This window comes from Arundinibacter roseus (assembly GCF_004348825.1).
Classification (GTDB): Bacteria; Bacteroidota; Bacteroidia; order Cytophagales; family Spirosomataceae; genus Arundinibacter; species Arundinibacter roseus.
The window spans coordinates 92,566-109,566 of sequence record NZ_SMJU01000006.1 but is presented as its reverse complement, the minus strand read 5'-3'; the positions used below and the strand labels follow the sequence as shown (position 1 = coordinate 109,566).

Annotated in this window: 16 protein-coding genes; 9 read left to right on the top strand and 7 right to left on the bottom strand. The window is 44.5% G+C overall.

What is annotated here, in order from left to right; genetic code table 11:
* Positions 1-266: 266 nt before the first annotated feature.
* The 3 genes from EZE20_RS10460 to EZE20_RS10450 are packed head-to-tail and all read right to left on the bottom strand — an operon-like array spanning position 267 to position 4,127.
* The gene (locus EZE20_RS10460) at positions 267-1,097 is read right to left on the bottom strand and encodes a 5'-methylthioadenosine/adenosylhomocysteine nucleosidase (RefSeq protein ID WP_132117295.1); all 831 of its coding nucleotides are present in this window, start codon (positions 1,095-1,097) and stop codon (positions 267-269) included.
* Entirely contained in the window at positions 1,094-2,416 is a 1,323-nt protein-coding gene (locus tag EZE20_RS10455; RefSeq protein ID WP_132117293.1) for an NCS2 family permease, read from the bottom strand. The genes EZE20_RS10460 and EZE20_RS10455 overlap by 4 nt, the downstream gene beginning before the upstream one ends.
* 31 nt (positions 2,417-2,447) lie before the next feature.
* Positions 2,448-4,127, bottom strand: a complete 1,680-nt coding sequence (locus EZE20_RS10450; RefSeq protein ID WP_132117291.1) for an amidase — start codon at positions 4,125-4,127, stop codon at positions 2,448-2,450.
* 397 nt (positions 4,128-4,524) lie between these two features.
* On the opposite strand from EZE20_RS10450, the gene EZE20_RS10445 reads away from it, so the two are divergent.
* Positions 4,525-4,992 carry a hypothetical protein gene (locus tag EZE20_RS10445; protein ID WP_132117289.1) on the top strand — a complete coding sequence of 156 codons (468 nt, stop codon included), beginning with the start codon at positions 4,525-4,527 and terminating at the stop codon, positions 4,990-4,992.
* A gap of 111 nt (positions 4,993-5,103) precedes the next feature.
* Entirely contained in the window at positions 5,104-6,231 is a 1,128-nt protein-coding gene (locus tag EZE20_RS10440; protein ID WP_132117287.1) for a TlpA disulfide reductase family protein, read from the top strand.
* A gap of 125 nt (positions 6,232-6,356) precedes the next feature.
* On the opposite strand, the gene EZE20_RS10435 is transcribed toward EZE20_RS10440, so the two are convergent.
* Positions 6,357-7,508, bottom strand: coding sequence for a hypothetical protein (locus EZE20_RS10435; RefSeq protein ID WP_132117285.1), 1,152 nt, complete (start codon positions 7,506-7,508; stop codon positions 6,357-6,359).
* A 9-nt stretch (positions 7,509-7,517) separates the two neighbouring features.
* Positions 7,518-8,480 (bottom strand): DUF2157 domain-containing protein, encoded by a 963-nt coding sequence (locus EZE20_RS10430; RefSeq protein WP_132117283.1) that lies wholly within the window; start codon positions 8,478-8,480, stop codon positions 7,518-7,520.
* Positions 8,481-8,633: 153 nt separating this feature from the next.
* On the opposite strand from EZE20_RS10430, the gene EZE20_RS10425 reads away from it, so the two are divergent.
* The 3 genes from EZE20_RS10425 (at position 8,634) to EZE20_RS10415 (ending at position 10,899) form a co-directional block, all read left to right on the top strand.
* A complete protein-coding gene (locus tag EZE20_RS10425) occupies positions 8,634-9,314 on the top strand; it encodes a metal-dependent hydrolase (RefSeq protein ID WP_132117281.1) in 681 nt (226 codons plus the stop codon).
* 252 nt (positions 9,315-9,566) lie between these two features.
* Positions 9,567-10,133: a Crp/Fnr family transcriptional regulator gene (locus tag EZE20_RS10420; RefSeq protein WP_132117279.1), complete on the top strand. Its 567-nt coding sequence runs from the start codon at positions 9,567-9,569 to the stop codon at positions 10,131-10,133.
* A gap of 82 nt (positions 10,134-10,215) precedes the next feature.
* The gene (locus EZE20_RS10415) at positions 10,216-10,899 is read left to right on the top strand and encodes a hypothetical protein (protein WP_199879888.1); all 684 of its coding nucleotides are present in this window, start codon (positions 10,216-10,218) and stop codon (positions 10,897-10,899) included.
* 27 nt (positions 10,900-10,926) lie between these two features.
* Here EZE20_RS10415 and EZE20_RS10410 read toward each other — a convergent pair whose 3' ends face one another.
* Both EZE20_RS10410 and EZE20_RS10405 read right to left on the bottom strand, forming a co-directional pair.
* A complete protein-coding gene (locus EZE20_RS10410) occupies positions 10,927-11,613 on the bottom strand; it encodes a sulfite oxidase-like oxidoreductase (protein WP_132117277.1) in 687 nt (228 codons plus the stop codon).
* 56 nt (positions 11,614-11,669) lie between these two features.
* A complete protein-coding gene (locus EZE20_RS10405) occupies positions 11,670-12,788 on the bottom strand; it encodes a tetratricopeptide repeat protein (protein WP_132117275.1) in 1,119 nt (372 codons plus the stop codon).
* A gap of 115 nt (positions 12,789-12,903) precedes the next feature.
* Between EZE20_RS10405 and EZE20_RS10400 the strand changes: the two genes are divergently transcribed.
* The 4 genes from EZE20_RS10400 to EZE20_RS10385 all read left to right on the top strand — a co-directional run bounded on the left by EZE20_RS10400 (position 12,904) and on the right by EZE20_RS10385 (position 16,998).
* Complete coding sequence (locus EZE20_RS10400) at positions 12,904-14,154, top strand: M16 family metallopeptidase (RefSeq protein ID WP_132117273.1); 1,251 nt, start codon at positions 12,904-12,906, stop codon at positions 14,152-14,154.
* Complete coding sequence (ispF, locus tag EZE20_RS10395) at positions 14,151-14,639, top strand: 2-C-methyl-D-erythritol 2,4-cyclodiphosphate synthase (protein ID WP_132117271.1); 489 nt, start codon at positions 14,151-14,153, stop codon at positions 14,637-14,639. The genes EZE20_RS10400 and ispF overlap by 4 nt, the downstream gene beginning before the upstream one ends.
* A 43-nt stretch (positions 14,640-14,682) precedes the next feature.
* Complete coding sequence (locus EZE20_RS10390; RefSeq protein ID WP_132117269.1) at positions 14,683-15,807, top strand: amidohydrolase family protein; 1,125 nt, start codon at positions 14,683-14,685, stop codon at positions 15,805-15,807.
* An 81-nt stretch (positions 15,808-15,888) separates the two neighbouring features.
* A complete protein-coding gene (locus EZE20_RS10385; protein ID WP_228713682.1) occupies positions 15,889-16,998 on the top strand; it encodes a mandelate racemase/muconate lactonizing enzyme family protein in 1,110 nt (369 codons plus the stop codon).
* Positions 16,999-17,001 lie beyond the last annotated feature (3 nt).

The window sequence follows — 17,001 nt, the reverse complement described above, 5'->3', positions numbered from 1 at the left end:
TCAAATTTCTACGTGTAAATTTTCAGATAAATCTCTCTTCAACTATTTCTCTGCGGAAGCAAACTACCCGATTGGTCCTGGGTAAGCGGACGAAACTCCCCGCAGGCATTCGTTACAAAAGAGGCTGAATCCCTTTTTCTCCCGATTGTATTTCCACAAAAGACGCCAAACAAGTTCTTTCACCCTTTGATTTTAAGGGAAAGTTTTTGTTCCTACCATTGGAGCATCTATAAATCAGGTGCTTATAAACATATCCTAACCTGGATTTACCGAATACTCCGTACTGTTTCCTTGACAAGTGCAGCTGAGTTTTGAGCTGCTATTTTCAAAAATTGCAACATATCTTCCCGTGCACTGCCGTTTGCTTTGTCGCTCAGGCTACGAATGACCAAACATGGCACCTGCTGTTGCCAGCAGATTTGGGCCACGGTTGCGCCTTCCATTTCGGTGGCATCTGCCCCAAAATCTGCAATCAATTGCTGTACTTTTTCTTCGGAAGAAACAAAAACATCACCCGTTACAATTCGGCCCTGAATAACCTTTGGCGCCCGACGCGCTTTGTCGGATGATTCAAAAGTAACCCGGTCAACCGCCTGTTGAGCAAGGGAAAGAAGCAGCGAGTCCGCCGGAAAATCAGCCGGATTAAATTCGTTTGTGATTGGGTTTCGGGTTTGTCGGGTGGCTTGTTTCTGAAAAGTTATGTAGCCAAAATCATGATAGGTAACTTCTTTGCCAATCACAATATCCCCCGGAAGGAGCGCCGGATTCAGGCCACCCGCAATTCCTGTAAAGAGAACCTGCGCCGGGCGAAAGGTCTGTAACATCAGCGTAGTCGTCATCGCGGCATTGGCTTTGCCGATTCCCGTAAGGGCAATGACTACCTTCCGGCCGTTGAGCTTTCCGGTGGTAAACGGTATACCATGAACGACCCGCACCCGCTTATGACTGACAGACTGTTCCAGTAGTTTGACTTCATCACTAAATGCGCCGAGCAAAGCGGTTACATTTTTCTTTTTGTAAATCTGAGCGTGTGAAAAAGAAATAGTTAGTGTAAAAATCGACGTTAGAATCAGAAATAGTAAGCTAAATTTTTTCATAAAAGACCTTGGGCATGCGAGCCCGTTAAAATGGAAAGAATGGCTAAAATGTCAATAATAATAAGTACAGGAGATATTTCGCGGTATTTTCCCTGAACCAGTTTCAGGAAAGTCCAGCTCAGAAAACCCCAGATAATTCCCTGTGTAATGGAATAACTGAAAGGTATCAAAACCAGCGCCAAAAAAGCGGGAATAGCTTCTTCCATGGATTTCCAGTCAATTTGTACCACCGGACGAATCATAAATACGCCCACAATTACCAATGCAGGAGCTGTGGCTACGGCAGGAATCAGGGAAAGTAGGGGCGATAAAAACATGAAGGGCAGAAAGAGCAGTCCGGCAAAAACCGCCGTAAGGCCCGTTCGTCCGCCCTGCTCAATGCCAACCGCTGATTCAATATACGTAGTGCCGGGACTTGTACCCAGCAAACCGGCAAGCGTAGTGGCCACTGCGTCAGTTAGTAGAGATTTTTTAATGTTCCTTGGATTTCCGTCGGCATCTTTAAGATTAGCGGCTTCGGCCACACCCACAAATGTGGCGAGACTATCAAATAGGTCCGTAAAAACAAAGGCAAAAATGACAGGCCACAGTGCAAATTGCAGCGAACCAACAAAATCCAGTGCAAAAAGTAAACTAAAATCCGGAGCCGAAAACCAGCCTTCGGCAGAGGAAACAGGAAGCCCAAAGTAGGCTTGTCCAAAATAGGCAAGCAGCGAAACAATCAGAATGCTGAGGACAATTCCACCGGGGGTTTTTCTGGTTATAAAAAACGCTGTCAGCGCCAGTCCTACAATAAATAAGATCAGAAGCGGCTGTGTCGGATCACCCAAACTTACCAATGTAGCCGGATTGGCAACAATGAAACCGGCATTGGATAGACCAATCAGCGCAATGAAAAGCCCGATTCCGGCAGCAACGGCATGTCGGAGCGAGACCGGAATCGATTTCAGCAACAGCGTACGAACGTTGAATAAGGAAAGAAGTAGGAAAATAATACCTGACCAGAAAACCGCACCCAAAGCAGTTTCCCAGGCAATTCCCATGGTTTTTACGGCCGTGAACGTAAAGAAGGCATTCAGGCCCATGCCGGGTGCAACGACCAATGGATTTTTGGCATAAAAACCCATGAGCAAACTACTCAAAAACGACAGCAAAACCGTGGCCGTCAGCACGCCACTAAACGGCATTCCTGCCTGACTCAGAATAGATGGATTGACGACGATGATGTACATGGTGGCCAAAAACGTAGATAATCCGGCGATGAATTCGATCCGGATGGAGGTTTTGTTTTTGGAAAGTTCAAAGTAACGTTCAAGCATAAAAGAAAGTAGGTTCAGAAAAAAAGCTAGTTCAGAAATTCAGTTCAGGGTGTTTCAAATGATGCTTAGTTGCATCCTGATAGGCTTTTGCTACGGCCAATACTTTATCTTCTCTGAATAGTTGACCCATAAAAGTAATACTTGTTGGCGTTCCGCGGCGATTAAATCCATTGGGGAGCACTACGCTGGGATGTCCGGTAAGATTCGTGATCGCCAGGTTTCCTCCACCATAGGCTGGCGAAACGTACACATCAACTTTGGCTTCCAGCAAACAGCGGTACATGTCCTGAATCAATTTTGTTCGCAGCCGATTGGCTTGCAGATACTCCACTGCCGGGACGAACCTTGCTGCACGGAAGACATTTGGCCAGGCATTTTTTACCTGACGAACCAGCAAATCATCCCGATTGCTACGGGTCAAATCGTCAAAAGCAGCTGCACCTTCCACCGAAAGAATCATCGTCATATCGCTCGCCGGATAGGAGGGGAGCTGCATCGGAATGAGCTCAGCGCCAAGCTCTTTAAGTACCGCCAGAGTTAGTGAATCGTTGGAGCGGGTAGGATAATTTTCGGCAAAAGCTTTTTCCAGAAACCCGATGCGCATTCCGCGCAGAGATTTTACCGGTGCATAATTAAACGGAGCATCCAGAATGGTAAGATCCTGTCCATCAGGACCATAGATCGCATTGAAAACCAGCGCGCAATCTTCCACGGTGCGGCAGATAGGGCCGATTTTGTCCATGCTCCAGCTCAGTGCCATAGCGCCATGCCGACTCACCCGCCCAAAGGTTGGGCGCAGACCCGTAGTTCCGCAGACCGTAGAAGGCGACACAATGCTGCCGAGGGTTTCGGTGCCAATCGCAAAAGGAAGCAGACCTGCCGAAACAGAAGAGGCCGAGCCAGCCGAAGAGCCACTCGACCCCGATTCGGGAGCCCACGGATTGCGTGTTTTACCCCCAAACCACACATCGCCCCAGGCCAGGGCGCCCATGCTGAGTTTGGCGCATAAAACGGCACCGGCTTCTTCGAGTTTTTTGATTACGGTTGCGTCTTGTTCCAACACCTGATCCTTGAATGGCGCAGCGCCCCAGGTAGTTTTGTATCCTTTTTTTGACAAAAGATCTTTGGCGCCATACGGAATTCCGTGCAGCAATCCCCGGTAGTTGCCTGCCTTAATTTCCTCATCGGCTTTCCGGGCCTGCGTCAGGGCAAGTTCCTCTGTGAGCGTTACGACACAATGCAGGGTTGGATCGTATTTTTTTAATCGGTCTATAAAAAACTGAGTCAATTCTAAGGAGGTAATCTGACGTGAACGAAGGAGCGAAGCCAATTGAGAAATGGAGTAAAACGCCAGCTCATTTTTGTCGCGCGGCAAACTTGCTTTCACCATTGGACTATACTGAAAGGGCTTTTTAACTTTTTCAAACTCAAAACCAATCGGAAGCGGATTAAAATAGAGCGCAGGTGCTACGTCGTTGGTCAGCTCAACCGCCCGCATCCGCTCAAATCCTTCCCGGGCATCGGTCAGTTCAGTCAGCATCGAGTCTCGTTCAGCTTCCGTAAAGCTCAGCCCCATCAGCTGCGAGGCATAGTTTACCATCTCGGTGGTAATAACTTCCGGTGCGTTTACCGTCAGAAACGAACCAAGAAAAAAACTGCCCAAAAAACCAAAAGCAAGCGCTACGCGCCGTGTAAAGCGGGATGAAAACATGATTATATCCTTAAAACATGAAAGTATATTACAGGTTCGGGAGGGCAAGGTGATTCTTGTCCCGAAGATGCTAAAAAAGGAAGAAAGTTGGGTAGAATGGATTAGAGATGCGGCAAAAAACCGATGATGACGTCATATTTCCGAGCCTCTATATAAATTATTCATGAATGAATAGGATTTATGGGAGATGTCTCTGACTTTTGATCATATCATTCTATCAACTATTTCCCTCTGTTGAACCACATGACTAGCAAGCCCCTCATTCTGCCGCTTCCTGCTTCGATCCGTAGCCACGTGCTGCCTTCAAAAAGAGATGTATGGCTTTTTCAAAAACGGCGGCTTAGTCTACAATTTTGATCTTCTGTTTATAGCTACACCTAATAAATTGCCATTCAAAATGAAAACCCTTCTTATCACCCTGCTTAGTTGGTTCAGTACATTGTCAGTAGGCATAGCCCAGGAAATGACCCCTGTTTTGTGGAGTTATACGGTAGAAAGGAATGCCGGAAATGATACCATTACTGTGCGGATGGATGCTTCCATTGCGCCAATGTGGTATCTATACGCTGAAAAAGAGGATAAGGACAGCCTGAGTGTAGGATTGCATGTAAAAATAACGCAAACAGAAAATTGTATGGCAGTGGGTGTCCCTGACTTTTCCAATACGAAACTATACCATAGTTCAGGATTAGACGAAAGTTACGTGGTCATGCAGGATCGTGGGAGCATTCGTCAGCGCTTTGTAAAAACAAAAGCAACAGGACGTGCACAACTATCGATTGATTACATGGCGATGAGTGAGGATGTACAAAGACAGCAAGGAGTGGTAGTAAAAAAATCCGAAAAGATTGACGTAGAATTTTAAGGAAATGGTTAAAATGTAGATTTGTTAAAAAATATTAAATCTATTTATTATTTTTTATAATTCTTTAAAAAATAATAAAATTTGACTCATATTTTATTAATAATCAACAATATGCAAGATTATAAAATCAGAAACCTATCTGAAATTCAAGTAAAATTAATTCTTGTTTGTTTACTTATTTTCCTTTCAAATTGTAAAGAATATGCAAAAAAAGATACAATTATAATTAAAGGGAATATCAAAAATCTCCCAGATGGTACATTATATATAGGAGACTGGCGTCAAGAGATAGACTCAGTTAATACCAAAAATGGAAAATTTGTGCTTGAAATCATCAAAGGAATTGACTTTGAGCCCAAATATATACACTTTCTGCATGTTGCTCATGGCGATAGCGTGAGAAGAGTATTCATGTTCGATACTAAGGCAAAGTACAAATCGAAACCTATGGCTACGAGTACCATTATGTTAGAAGAGAACCTTCTGGAACTATCCGGAGAGCTTTTTGATTCCAAAGTGAAACACAAATCATTTTCATCTTCCTTTAAAGGTGATCGGGAATTTGATATTCAGACTAAGGTTTATCTCGAAGATACCGTTAGGTTTCCGACCCGCTACACTATTTCCCATCTTAATGGGATGTTGGATAAGTACCCTTATTCGTATCATGTGTTTTTTGAGTTTGAAAAGTTAGCTCACTCCATGAATACGAAACGAGCGCTGACTTTTTTTGAGAGATTTGATCCTGAAGTCAGAAATAGTAATGCCGGAAAGCGTGTAGAAAACTATATAAAGTTACGATCTACCAGGAAGTTGAATACGACTTTACTGCCGGATGTAAGCAACCAGCAAAGGAATATTTTGATACCGGGAAAACGCATCCATTTGGTAGTTCTTTGGGCTTCATGGTGTGGACCTTGTCGCAAAGAAATACCTGATCTAAAACGAATACACAAAAAATTTGAAAATCAGAAGTTATTTGATATGGTTTCTATTTCTCTTGATGAAGATAGTGCTGATTGGAAGAAAGCTCTAAATTATGAAAAGATGCCCTGGCGACAGTTGATCATGAGTAAAGAAGTTAATATGTATTCCAAAGAACTATTTAGTTTTGATGGAAGTATACCAACAACTTTGCTTGTTGATGGAGATGGAAAAATAGTAAAGAAACACGTTGGTTATTCTAAAAATAATGATGAAGAAATCATGAAATTCCTAGATGAAACTTTTCAGAATTAGTAAATATATTTTTTCTATTTCAATAAGTATTGTAAATCCTAGCCGTCGTTGGTGTTTTACCAAGGACACATTGGCAGCCTGTTGTAGGTGAAAACACCAACAATGGCTCCAAATTCCCCTTTCCCCTAATAGCTCCCCTCACCGCCGCCACCGCCAAAATCGCCTTCTCCAAAGCGGAGGTCGGGTTGTGTGTCTGAAACCGTAGACGACAGCTGCGTTGCTACGATATTCCCGACAAATAGAGCCGTTTCTGAAATAGGTTCAGGCGTGCTGATAAAACCATTGCGTTCGGTTTTTAGGTACTTTATCAGAAAAAAGGCAAGCCCCATGCCGACGCCGCCAAGTAGCACGCTAAGCCACGGGCCCGAAATTACGGGATGGTACTGAACCCAGGTAAGAATTGATCCTACCGCAAAGAAAATACTGATAATCAGATACATGAGTTGCTTTTTGCGAATTCCGATTCCGAGATAAACCAAAGGAATCAGAAAGGTAAAGAGCCAGAAAAGGCCTGCATAGGGTATTTCGGGCGAAGGATCAGGAAGGTCATTCAGCAAGGCGTTGCCCTCACGCACTACCGCGTAGTTTCCGGTAAGGTACACGATAGAAAGTGCAGCTATTTGTACTACCCAAAGTGCAGTTTCCCAATAAAAACTCTTTGGTTGTGCCCTGAATTTTGCCAACGCCCACGCTACCAACAGCGCAATAGCCATCAAAATAAAGGGTAAAAGTGCCTTGCCAAGTGGCGACTCAACGGCAAGGGAGGCTACAATAAATAAAATGGTCAACAATGTGCCAAGCGCAATGAGCGGCTCGCCGTAGCGATACGTAAAAAAGAGCAACAAGGGTAAAAAGAGCAAGGCAATTGCCCAGGGTTGATCGAAATTTGGAACAATGAAATCAAACAGCAATGGCGCAAAGAACCCAATGCAGGCATATTGCAGCACGTTATCAATGCCGGAGAAGTGCAGTTTTCGGGTTTTAATTAAATGATTTAGAGTAAAGTACAACACGACCCCATAAATAGGCGGCAGAAATCTCTCAGCAGACGGAATACTAATAAACGGTGCTAAAAACAGGAGCCCTGCCGAAATACAAATCCAGGTAAAAAAGAACAGACCGACCCACACAAACCAATGTGGCCGGTAAGGGAGTTCGGGATAGGCGGCGCGGATCGTTTGGGCATTTTCTTCCGAAATTAACTTTTTGGCGCTCCAATCCTTCACTTGCCTGTGAATAGACTCGTTTTTCAGAAGTTGTTCGTTGTAGGCTTTCATGAGAAATGTTTACTTTAAAAGCTTTTTGAAATTGAGAAAAAACCAGACAACTCCCGCAGCGCTTGCCAAAAAATAAAAACTGCCTAGAAAAAAACCTGCGTCCATGGAGATGTTGTGAAAAAGCAGGTAGGTAAAGGCCGTATAGCCAAACACTACGCTAAGCAACAGAAACAAAAGTGATCCGTGCGTGCGGGCATAGGTATAAAAGTACCAGCAACCGCCAGCTATAAGTGCGGCATACAACAGTTGCCAGCTATCAATCGTGAAAAGTCCACCCGACGCAGAGGCCAGAAAGAGCGTTCCGGCTATGAGCAGGTAGGTATACATAAAGTGAGGTTTTATTCCTTTTCGGGCCAAAAATACTCCGAGCGCCACAAAGAAAACTCCTACCGCCAATCCGGCATGAATAATGACCGGATCTGAAAAATCGTTGCTGACGAGCAGCTGTGAGGGTGCGGCGGTAAGTCCGGCCCAGGAGGCAAAAGCGGTGAGGCTTAGCGACAAAACTCCCTGATGATCAAAGCGGTAGGAGAGGAAGAAAAAAAGCAGCGCCGGAATCAGTACGGCCACTCCGTAGCGCTCGCCAAAGAGCTGATATTGATACTGCACGTAGCCTTCAATCGCCAGAAAGAGTAAGCAGCCCAAAAGTAAAATACCTTCCAAAATCGGCTGCCTGTCAGTAAAAGCCTGCCACTGAAACGGCGCAGATTTTTGAAAAACATAGCCAAAACACGCGAGCATAAGCAGACAAAGTGCGCCAATGAGAACCGAATGACCGATGCTGTCGATATTCTGATAAATCAACACGCCAATGCCCGCAATAAATGCGGAAACGGATGCGTAGAGCAGGATATGTAGCAGGTAATACAGCGAGACGGGTTTTTGGCTTTCGTAAGCTTGCAGCTGCTCAGCTTGCGGTTCAGAAAGTAGATTTTTTTCTAAAAGTTCCTGAATGACAGTGCGTGTTTTCATAACATTCTCAATAAAAAAACAGAAAAATGAAGAAGGTTGGCTTGGTATTTTTGGTAAAAAAGAAGCAAATTGTATTTGCTGTCCCGGCGGTATTTTTATAAAATTCCTTCCGGGAGTTTTCTCAATTCTAATGTACAACTATTTTTATTGCTTATGAAAATCACCTATTTCGGACATTCCTGCTTTGGTATCGAAACGGCCCATCATCGCCTTCTTTTTGATCCCTTTATTTCGCCCAATATTTTGGCAAATGCCATTGATAAAGACCTGATTGAGGCCGATTATATTTTTATATCACACGGTCACGAAGATCACGTTGCCGATGCGGAGTATTTGGCCAAACGAACCGGCGCTACGGTAGTAGCCAACTATGAGATTTACAGTTGGCTTCAGGGCAAAGGTGTCGAAAAAGGGCATCCAATGAACACCGGAGGCAAGTGGACGTTTGAGTTTGGGCAGGTACAAATGGTCGCTGCGATGCATTCAAGCAGCCTGCCCGATGGCAGTTACGGCGGCAGCGCCAACGGTTTTGTGATTCAGTTGGGGGGTAAAACGTTTTACTTTGCCGGAGATACAGCGCTATTTTCTGACATGAAATTTATTGGTGAAGAGTACGACATTGACTTCGCATTTTTGCCCATAGGCAGCAATTTTACCATGGATATCTACGATGCCTGCCGGGCTGCGCATTTTGTCAATACAAAGCAGGTTATTGGCATGCACTACGATACGTTTCCGTACATCGTCATTGATAAAGAAGCAGTACAACGGACTGCCGAAACCTCAAATATTGAGTTGCATTTGCTGCCTATTGGCGGAAGTTTAAGTTTATAAATGGGATTTTCTCACGATCAAATATTAAAAAAAAAGTCGTGAAAATAGGTATTCTTTGTGGTTCGTTTATTCAGGATTTGGTGATACTTAGCTCATTTATTTACTAACTTTAAGCTAATATTTTGAATTTGTAATCTACTACTGATAAACTATTTTCACGACTCTTTACTTTTCTACTGTTTATTTTTAGAAAATTATAAGTAGTCAATAACTTTTACTTTATACCCGACCTACTTGTCAATAGCATGATGTATGCATGAAGCTCTAAAAAAATATTTTCGGGAGCGAACCGAAATTCAGGAGGAAAAACTTGATGAATTATCGCCATACTTCAAAGAAAAACTAGTCAAAAAAAATGAATTCCTCCTGCGTGAAGGCGAGGTCTGCAAATTTAATTATTTTGTAGTTTCAGGATGTTTACGCCTATTTTCGGTCAATACTGAGGGCGTAGAAAATACCCGATATTTTGCTTTTGAAGGGAAGTTTGGAACGTCATTTACCAGTTTAATAACCGGAGAGCCTGCCATTGAGGCTATTCAAAGCCTGGAAAAATCAACGGTACTTTCTATCAGTAAAACTGATTTTTTCTATCTTGTAGAACAGGAGCCGGCAGTTAATAAAATTTACCGGAACATACTTGAATCGGCCTACATCACCACCCAAAAACGTATTTATGATTTTCAGGGCTCAGATAGCCTTGGTCGGTTAAAGTGGCTGCTCGAACAGCAGCCAATGGTATTTAGCAGACTTTCCAACAAAACAATTGCAAGTTATCTTGGAGTTACACCGTATACTTTGAGTCGTTTAAAAGCTCAATAGCCCTAGGAGAAACGTTGCTTTAGAGCAACATTTTTCTTGCTTCAATTACCAATCTTTGCAGCAGTTTAAAAAAGCAAATTGTATGCAAATGTCAAAACAGCCTGTCGCTATCCCTCTGTTTTTATTGGTAGTAACCTTTTCATTGCCAGGAATTTTTACGAAAATTTTGGCTCAGGAAAATTTGCCCAAAGTTCCTATTCCGGTTGAATTTATGGCAGGAAATAATCGAATGTATTTTCAGACGGTTGTCAAGCGGAAGTTTTCACCGGAAAGCAAATTGGGCTTTTTGAGTGTTTCTTCCTTAGCTTCAAGTTACGCAAATGATCTGGAAGAACTGGATATGGTTGTTCCTTTACTAGTTACCTATACCATGTACAAAGGGTTCGGGTTTGTGGGAGGTGCCACTATAAATAATCGGGTAGGATTTTCTCCTCTTGTAGGGGCACAGCATTCGTTCACTAATAAAAATTGGGTGTCGGTAACCATTGCTTCATTGTTTCTTAATTCAACAAAAAATACGGAGCTTTTTGGAATATATGAATATAAACCTTTGATCAAAAAAAATCTTAATTTGTACAGTAGAGTTCAGTTTCTATATATTCATAATTCCCGTGAAAATCATCACGCAAGGAGTTTTTTGCAACTCAGGGCAGGTTTGAAAATGAATGCTTTAAATTTTGGAGCAGGTACAAATTTAGACCAATACGGACCGCAAAAAGAATTCAAACCCAACTACGGACTATTTGTTAGCTGGGCATTTCAGTAAAATAAAAGCCACAGAATGAGTAAAGAATCAATCACTGTACCGGTCATTCTGCCAGGGATAGGCAGTATTGGAATAGCCACGTTCTTCCCAAAATCCGGGTTTATCAGCATTCATAAACGTAATCTTCTTCACCCATTTGGCGCCTTTCCAGGCATATAGCTGTGGAGTAATGACCCGCACGAGCCCACCGTGTTCGGTAGGAAGTGGCTCTCCCTGAGCGGTATGAACCAGCAAGACGTCCGGTTTTAAAGCTTCTTCCAGCGATACATTCGTTGAATAGGTATCGTATCCGTAAAACATCACATGGGTCGCTGCATCCGTAGGTCTGACGAGCGCAGCAATATCCAGCATTCTGACACCCACCCAGTTCATATCCATTTTGGACCAGGTAGTTACGCAATGAAAATCGCTGGTATCTTCGGTTTGCGGCAGGGCCATAAAATCGTCCCATTTCAAAACCAACGGTTGCTCTACTTCCCCATCAATGTATAAACGCCACCGCTCTTTGGATACATCCGGTTTGTAGCCAAGATCCAGCACGGGCCATTTTTCGGTTTTAAACTGTCCAACGGGAAGTTGTGGCATGCCGTGCCGATTGACGGGCCCGGTTCCCTGCGGATTTTGGTCCGCGAGCGATGGAGTACGCCTGATTTTTTCCTCAAAGCGGGCTTTGAGTTTCATACGGGCCTCCACAATTTTATCTAGTTTGTCCATCTCAGACCTATTTTTTTAGCCAGTATTACTTAAAATGATATTTACTAAAATCCAATTCAACGATACGCTTTTGCCTCTTTTTCTATGGAGTCATATTCTGCAATTTCCAGACATTTGTCGTAGTACTTTCGGGCCTGAGCTTTGTCACCGCGGCGATGGGCGATTCGGGCCAATCCGGCATAGGCCATTGCGTGGTATTCGCGGGTGTACTGATCGTCGTAAGGGATTTTGAGCGCTGCGAGGAATTTTTTTTGTGCCTCCACGTCCTGATGATATTTTTTTTCCTGTAAAATCCCTTCAAAAACCAGCCACGAAATGGGGTAAAACCGCTCAGTCCGTTTTTTCAATTCGGGCAATTCTTCTTCTGCTTCTGTATATTTGCCACTTAGTAGAAGCGATTCAATATGAATCATTCTAAAAATGGCATTATTCGGAAACATAGTGTTCAGTCGGGTGGTGTAGGGTACGGCAAGGTCGGGGCGTGACTCGTGTTCGAGGTAAATATGAGCCAGAAAATAGGCCGCTTCTACGCGTGTGACGATGCCTGATTTTGTAGCAATATCCAGTTGTTTGAGTCCCAACGCTTTGTTCCCATTCTTGAAAAAAATCATCAGTGGTTTCACAATCGAGTGATCCTCAGGATATTTTACTACGTAATAATTATACATGCCGGTAGTAAAGTAAAATTCCGGATTTTTTGCGGTAAGCTTTAATCCTTCGGTCATGAATCCGTAGGTTTTCTGGGCTTCGTTGGCCGCTTTAAGGAGTTCGCCCTGATAATTATACATCAACGCAATGTAGCCACGGGCAGCCATGGTAAAAAAAACAGCCTCCGGGTTTTTGCTGTTTTTCCCGTACTGTTTTTCGACCGCAGCCAGGCATTGATTCAGTACACCGATGTACTCGCCAACTTTGGCTTTGTTGTCCTTAATAGGTAAATATTGCCAGTACATCTGAAAGGCGCGCATAAAATAGGTAACCGGATGATTGGGATATTTGACCTGAACCTGATGATTTACCGCCTGCGCCTGACTGAATTCGTAGTTATAAATATGATCAATTCCTTTCTGAATCAGAAGAAGCGTCGGACGATCATTCAAAAGCTGAGCCTTGGCGGGAGTTGATGATAGGCTGAGAATTAGCAGAAAATATAAAAAATAACGGATAGGAAGCATGTGATTTTTTGAATCGACGGTATGGGGTTTGTTAGTGTGCCACTGGAACATTAGCTTTGTCCATAACGTTAAATTACCTGCCTGCGTTTCGCAGCGTAGACTTTTATTCTATCCTATGATTCACTACGAGCAATTTATGCTGGACAATGGGTTGAGGGTTTTCGTACACGAAGACTTTTCTACACCAATGGCCGCGGTCAATATTTTATATAATGTAGGCTCGCGCGACGAAGACGAACAGCGCACGGGTTTTGCTCATTTGTTTGAACATTTAATGTTTGGCGGTTCCCGTAATATTCCTTCGTACGACGAGCCCGTTCAGAATGTGGGTGGCGAAAACAATGCCTTTACCTCGCCCGACCTTACCAATTACTACATCACGCTCCCGGCAGATAATGTGGAAACGGCTTTCTGGCTCGAATCAGACCGCATGATGAGCCTTTCGTTTGATCCGCAGGTGCTGGAAGTTCAGCGAAAAGTGGTTATTGAAGAATTCAAACAGCGCTACCTCAACCAACCCTATGGTGATTTGTGGCTGAAACTGCGCCCGTTGGCATACACCACGCATCCTTACCGCTGGGCTACGATTGGTAAAGATATTGAGCACATTGAACGCGCCACACTTGATGACGTCCGCAATTTTTTCTTTAAATTTTACCGCCCCGTCAATGCGATTTTGGTAGTAGCGGGAGCCGTTACGCTGGCTCAGGTAAAGCAGCTGTCCGAAAAGTGGTTTGGTCCTATTGAGTCAGGCACTCCGTACCTTCGGCAGTTGCCCGCAGAGCCTGTTCAAACATCGGCTCGATTTTTGGAAACCTCCGCCGCCGTGCCTTTGAATTCGCTCATAAAAACTTACCACATGCCGGGACGGTATGAGGCTGATTTTCACGAAGCTGATCTGATAAGCGATATTCTGGGTCGGGGAAAATCGTCGCGACTGTATCAGGCACTTTTGAAAAATCAACCTTTATTCAATTCTGTCACTGCAAGTACCACATCCTCACTTGATCCGGGTTTGCTGTTGATTAAAGCTAACTTAAATCCGGGTGTGTCGATGGAACTGGCCAATGAGGCAGTGGAGTCACTTCTGCAAGATTTTGTACAACATGGCGCAGAAGACGAAGAGCTCGAAAAAGTAAAGAATCAGTCGGAAGTTACGGTGGCTTTTTCTCAGGTAGAATTGTTGAATCGGGCCATGAATCTGGCATTTGCCGCCAATGCGGGGGATCCGGAGCTGGTAAATGCCGATGAAGAAAAAATCAGGATGGTAGAAAAATCAGCTATTCAGCGGGTTGCCCAAACCATCCTGCGTCCTGAAAACTGCTCTACCTTATTTTATCACGCCGAATCCAATCAGACCACATGAGCGGGCCGGGCATACGCATAGGGCTGGGCTATGATGTCCACCAAATGGAAGAAGGCCGTGCCTTCTGGCTCGGCGGTATTTTGATCCCCCACACCCACGGCGCCAAAGGCCACTCCGACGCAGATGTGGTGTGTCATGTGCTGTGCGATGCGCTGTTGGGTGCGGCCAATATGCGTAATATTGGCTACCATTTTTCGGATAAAGACCCGCAATGGAAAGGCGTTGACAGCAAGATTTTGCTCGCCCGAGTGCTGGAAATGATTCGTGAAAAAGGATTTGAGGTAGGAAATGTGGATGTAACAATTGTTTTGCAGCAACCTAAATTGAATCCTCACATTCCGGCCATGAAAGAATGTTTGGCAGGTGTCATGGGCGTTGATCAGGAAGAGATTTCCATTAAGGCCACCACCTCTGAGCAGTTAGGATTTGTTGGCCGGGAAGAAGGAATTGCTGCACATGCAGTAGCATTGATCTATAAAAAATAAGATTTTTAATTACAACGACATTTCAAAACCCATCCTGTACTCCATGAAAAACATTTTCCTGACTACCCTTCTTTGTGGAAGCTTAGTGATTTCTGCCGCTGCCCAAACGGTGGAAGCTCCCCTCGGTTTTGAAGAATATGATCCTTTGTCCACTCTGAAAGTCGAAGAGAATATTCCGACACGAGCGAAATTCCCATTTATTGATGTGCACAATCATCAATACCGCATGCCCGATCAGGATTTGGATAAACTTGTGGCCCAAATGGACAGCATGAATATGGGCATTATGGTCAATTTGAGCGGGCGCGGCTGGTACCAAAACTGGGAGGAAGGCACGGCTCACCTAAAAGGCGGCTTGGCCAATGTGATGAAGTCTCAACCGAAACGCATCGCTATTTTTACAAACCTGCAATTCAAAGGATTTGGCGAAGCCGACTGGACTCAAAAGGCCGTGGCGCAATTGGAAACGGACGTTAAACTGGGTGCCAAAGGCCTGAAAATATATAAAAGCCTGGGTTTTAGCGGAATCGTAGACGAAAAAGGAAAACGAGTAGCCGTCAACGACCCACGCCTTGATCCGGTTTGGGCCAAATGTGGCGCTTTGGGTATTCCGGTGCTGATTCACACGGCCGATGTTCCCTCCTTTTGGGACCCGCTTGATCGGTATAATGAGCGTTGGCTCGAACTCAAAACGCATCCTGGACGCAAGCGCAGTGCTACCGATCCGGTGCCTTTTGTGGATTTGATTGGCGAACAGCACGATATTTTTCGTAAACATCCGGGTACAACTTTCATCAATGCACACATGGGCTGGTATGCCAATGACTTGAAAAAACTGGATAGTCTGATGACCGTTTTTCCAAATACTTACGTGGAAATCGGGGCGGTCATTGCTGAGCTGGGGCGGCAGCCACGTGCGGCCAAAAAGTTTTTTGACAAGTATCAGGATCGCGTGCTGTTTGGCAAAGATAGCTGGGTGCCGTCGGAATATGTTACCTACTTTCGAGTGCTGGAAACGGAGGATGAATATTTTCCTTACCATAAAAAATACCATGCGTTCTGGCGCATGTATGGCCTGGGGCTTTCAGATGAGGTGTTGAAAAAACTATATTACAAAAATGCCCTTCGCATTATTCCAGGCCTGGATAAAAGTGCTTTTCCAGATTGATTTTACATTTTTCAATAAAAATTATACATAAAAAAAACACCAACTGATAAAGTCAATCAGTTGGTTTAACACCTCTTTCCCGTGTCACATATCATTTCCCGTATCGAAATTTACCGCCTGAATATTCCGCTAAAAGCGCCCGTGACAATTGCGCTTGGTACAATTGCAGAAGCGAGAAATATTCTTGTGAAAATTTTTACAAAAGACGGCTTGTATGGCATTGGCGAAGGTGCGCCTTTTTGGATGATTGTTGGCGAAACGCAGGATTCCTGCCTGGCTACTGCCCGTGATTTCGCCCGACTTTTGTTAGGGAAAAGTGTCCTGGATCTGGATGGGAATTTGCGGATTCTGGATACATTTCTGACACAGAACTATACCTGCAAAAGCGCCTTCGACATGGCGTTGTATGACGCTGCTGCAAAAATTGCAAACCTGCCGCTTTATGCGTTTTTGGGCGGTACAAAACGTGTCATCACTACGGATGAAACCGTGTACATTGGTTCGCCGGAGGTGATGGCCGAGGATGCAAAAGCAATTCAGGCCCGGGGAGCGGAGGCGATCAAGGTAAAGTTGGGAAAAGATCCACTCGAAGATATTCAGCGAATTCAAGCGATTCGAGCTGCAATCGGACCCGGTCTGCCTCTGCGAATTGATGCCAATCAGGGATGGAATTACGTATCAGCCGTGCAGGTACTGCGAGCGATTGAGCCGTATCAGGTTGAATATTGCGAGCAGCCGGTTAAAGCCTGGGATTATGAAAATCTGGCACGGGTACGGGCAAATTCTCCCATTCCTATTTGTGCCGATGAGTCTCTTTTTACGCACGTAGATGCGCTGAAACTTGTTCGGGCACAGGCCGTTGACTATTTCAATATCAAATTATCCAAGAGCGGAGGGATTCATTCGGCGCTCAAAATTATTGCCATAGCCGAAGCCGCCGGAATTCCCTGTATGATTGGCTGCATGTCCGAAAGCCGGTTGGGTATTACAGCCAATACACATTTAGCATCGGCGCGGCCAACCATCGTTTTTTATGATTTGGATTCACCTTTTGAGCATGCCGTTGATCCCATTCCAGGCGGTGCGGTGTATGAGCAGCATTATCAGCTTCACCTGCCCGACGCACCCGGGCACGGGGCAGATATAGATGCCGATTTTTTAAAAACGCAGGAATGTATCGTAGTAAATTGACCC

Coding starts and splice junctions, on each gene's coding strand:
- EZE20_RS10430 (WP_132117283.1), bottom strand. CDS start 8,480: ATGAAAACACGCACTGTCATTCAGGAACTTTTAGAAAAAAATCTACTT.
- EZE20_RS10435 (WP_132117285.1), bottom strand. CDS start 7,508: ATGAAAGCCTACAACGAACAACTTCTGAAAAACGAGTCTATTCACAGG.
- EZE20_RS10455 (WP_132117293.1), bottom strand. CDS start 2,416: ATGCTTGAACGTTACTTTGAACTTTCCAAAAACAAAACCTCCATCCGG.
- EZE20_RS10415 (WP_199879888.1), top strand. CDS start 10,216: ATGCAAATGTCAAAACAGCCTGTCGCTATCCCTCTGTTTTTATTGGTA.
- EZE20_RS10400 (WP_132117273.1), top strand. CDS start 12,904: ATGATTCACTACGAGCAATTTATGCTGGACAATGGGTTGAGGGTTTTC.
- ispF (WP_132117271.1), top strand. CDS start 14,151: ATGAGCGGGCCGGGCATACGCATAGGGCTGGGCTATGATGTCCACCAA.
- EZE20_RS10460 (WP_132117295.1), bottom strand. CDS start 1,097: ATGAAAAAATTTAGCTTACTATTTCTGATTCTAACGTCGATTTTTACA.
- EZE20_RS10410 (WP_132117277.1), bottom strand. CDS start 11,613: ATGGACAAACTAGATAAAATTGTGGAGGCCCGTATGAAACTCAAAGCC.
- EZE20_RS10445 (WP_132117289.1), top strand. CDS start 4,525: ATGAAAACCCTTCTTATCACCCTGCTTAGTTGGTTCAGTACATTGTCA.
- EZE20_RS10440 (WP_132117287.1), top strand. CDS start 5,104: ATGCAAGATTATAAAATCAGAAACCTATCTGAAATTCAAGTAAAATTA.
- EZE20_RS10405 (WP_132117275.1), bottom strand. CDS start 12,788: ATGCTTCCTATCCGTTATTTTTTATATTTTCTGCTAATTCTCAGCCTA.
- EZE20_RS10420 (WP_132117279.1), top strand. CDS start 9,567: ATGCATGAAGCTCTAAAAAAATATTTTCGGGAGCGAACCGAAATTCAG.
- EZE20_RS10425 (WP_132117281.1), top strand. CDS start 8,634: ATGAAAATCACCTATTTCGGACATTCCTGCTTTGGTATCGAAACGGCC.
- EZE20_RS10390 (WP_132117269.1), top strand. CDS start 14,683: ATGAAAAACATTTTCCTGACTACCCTTCTTTGTGGAAGCTTAGTGATT.
- EZE20_RS10450 (WP_132117291.1), bottom strand. CDS start 4,127: ATGTTTTCATCCCGCTTTACACGGCGCGTAGCGCTTGCTTTTGGTTTT.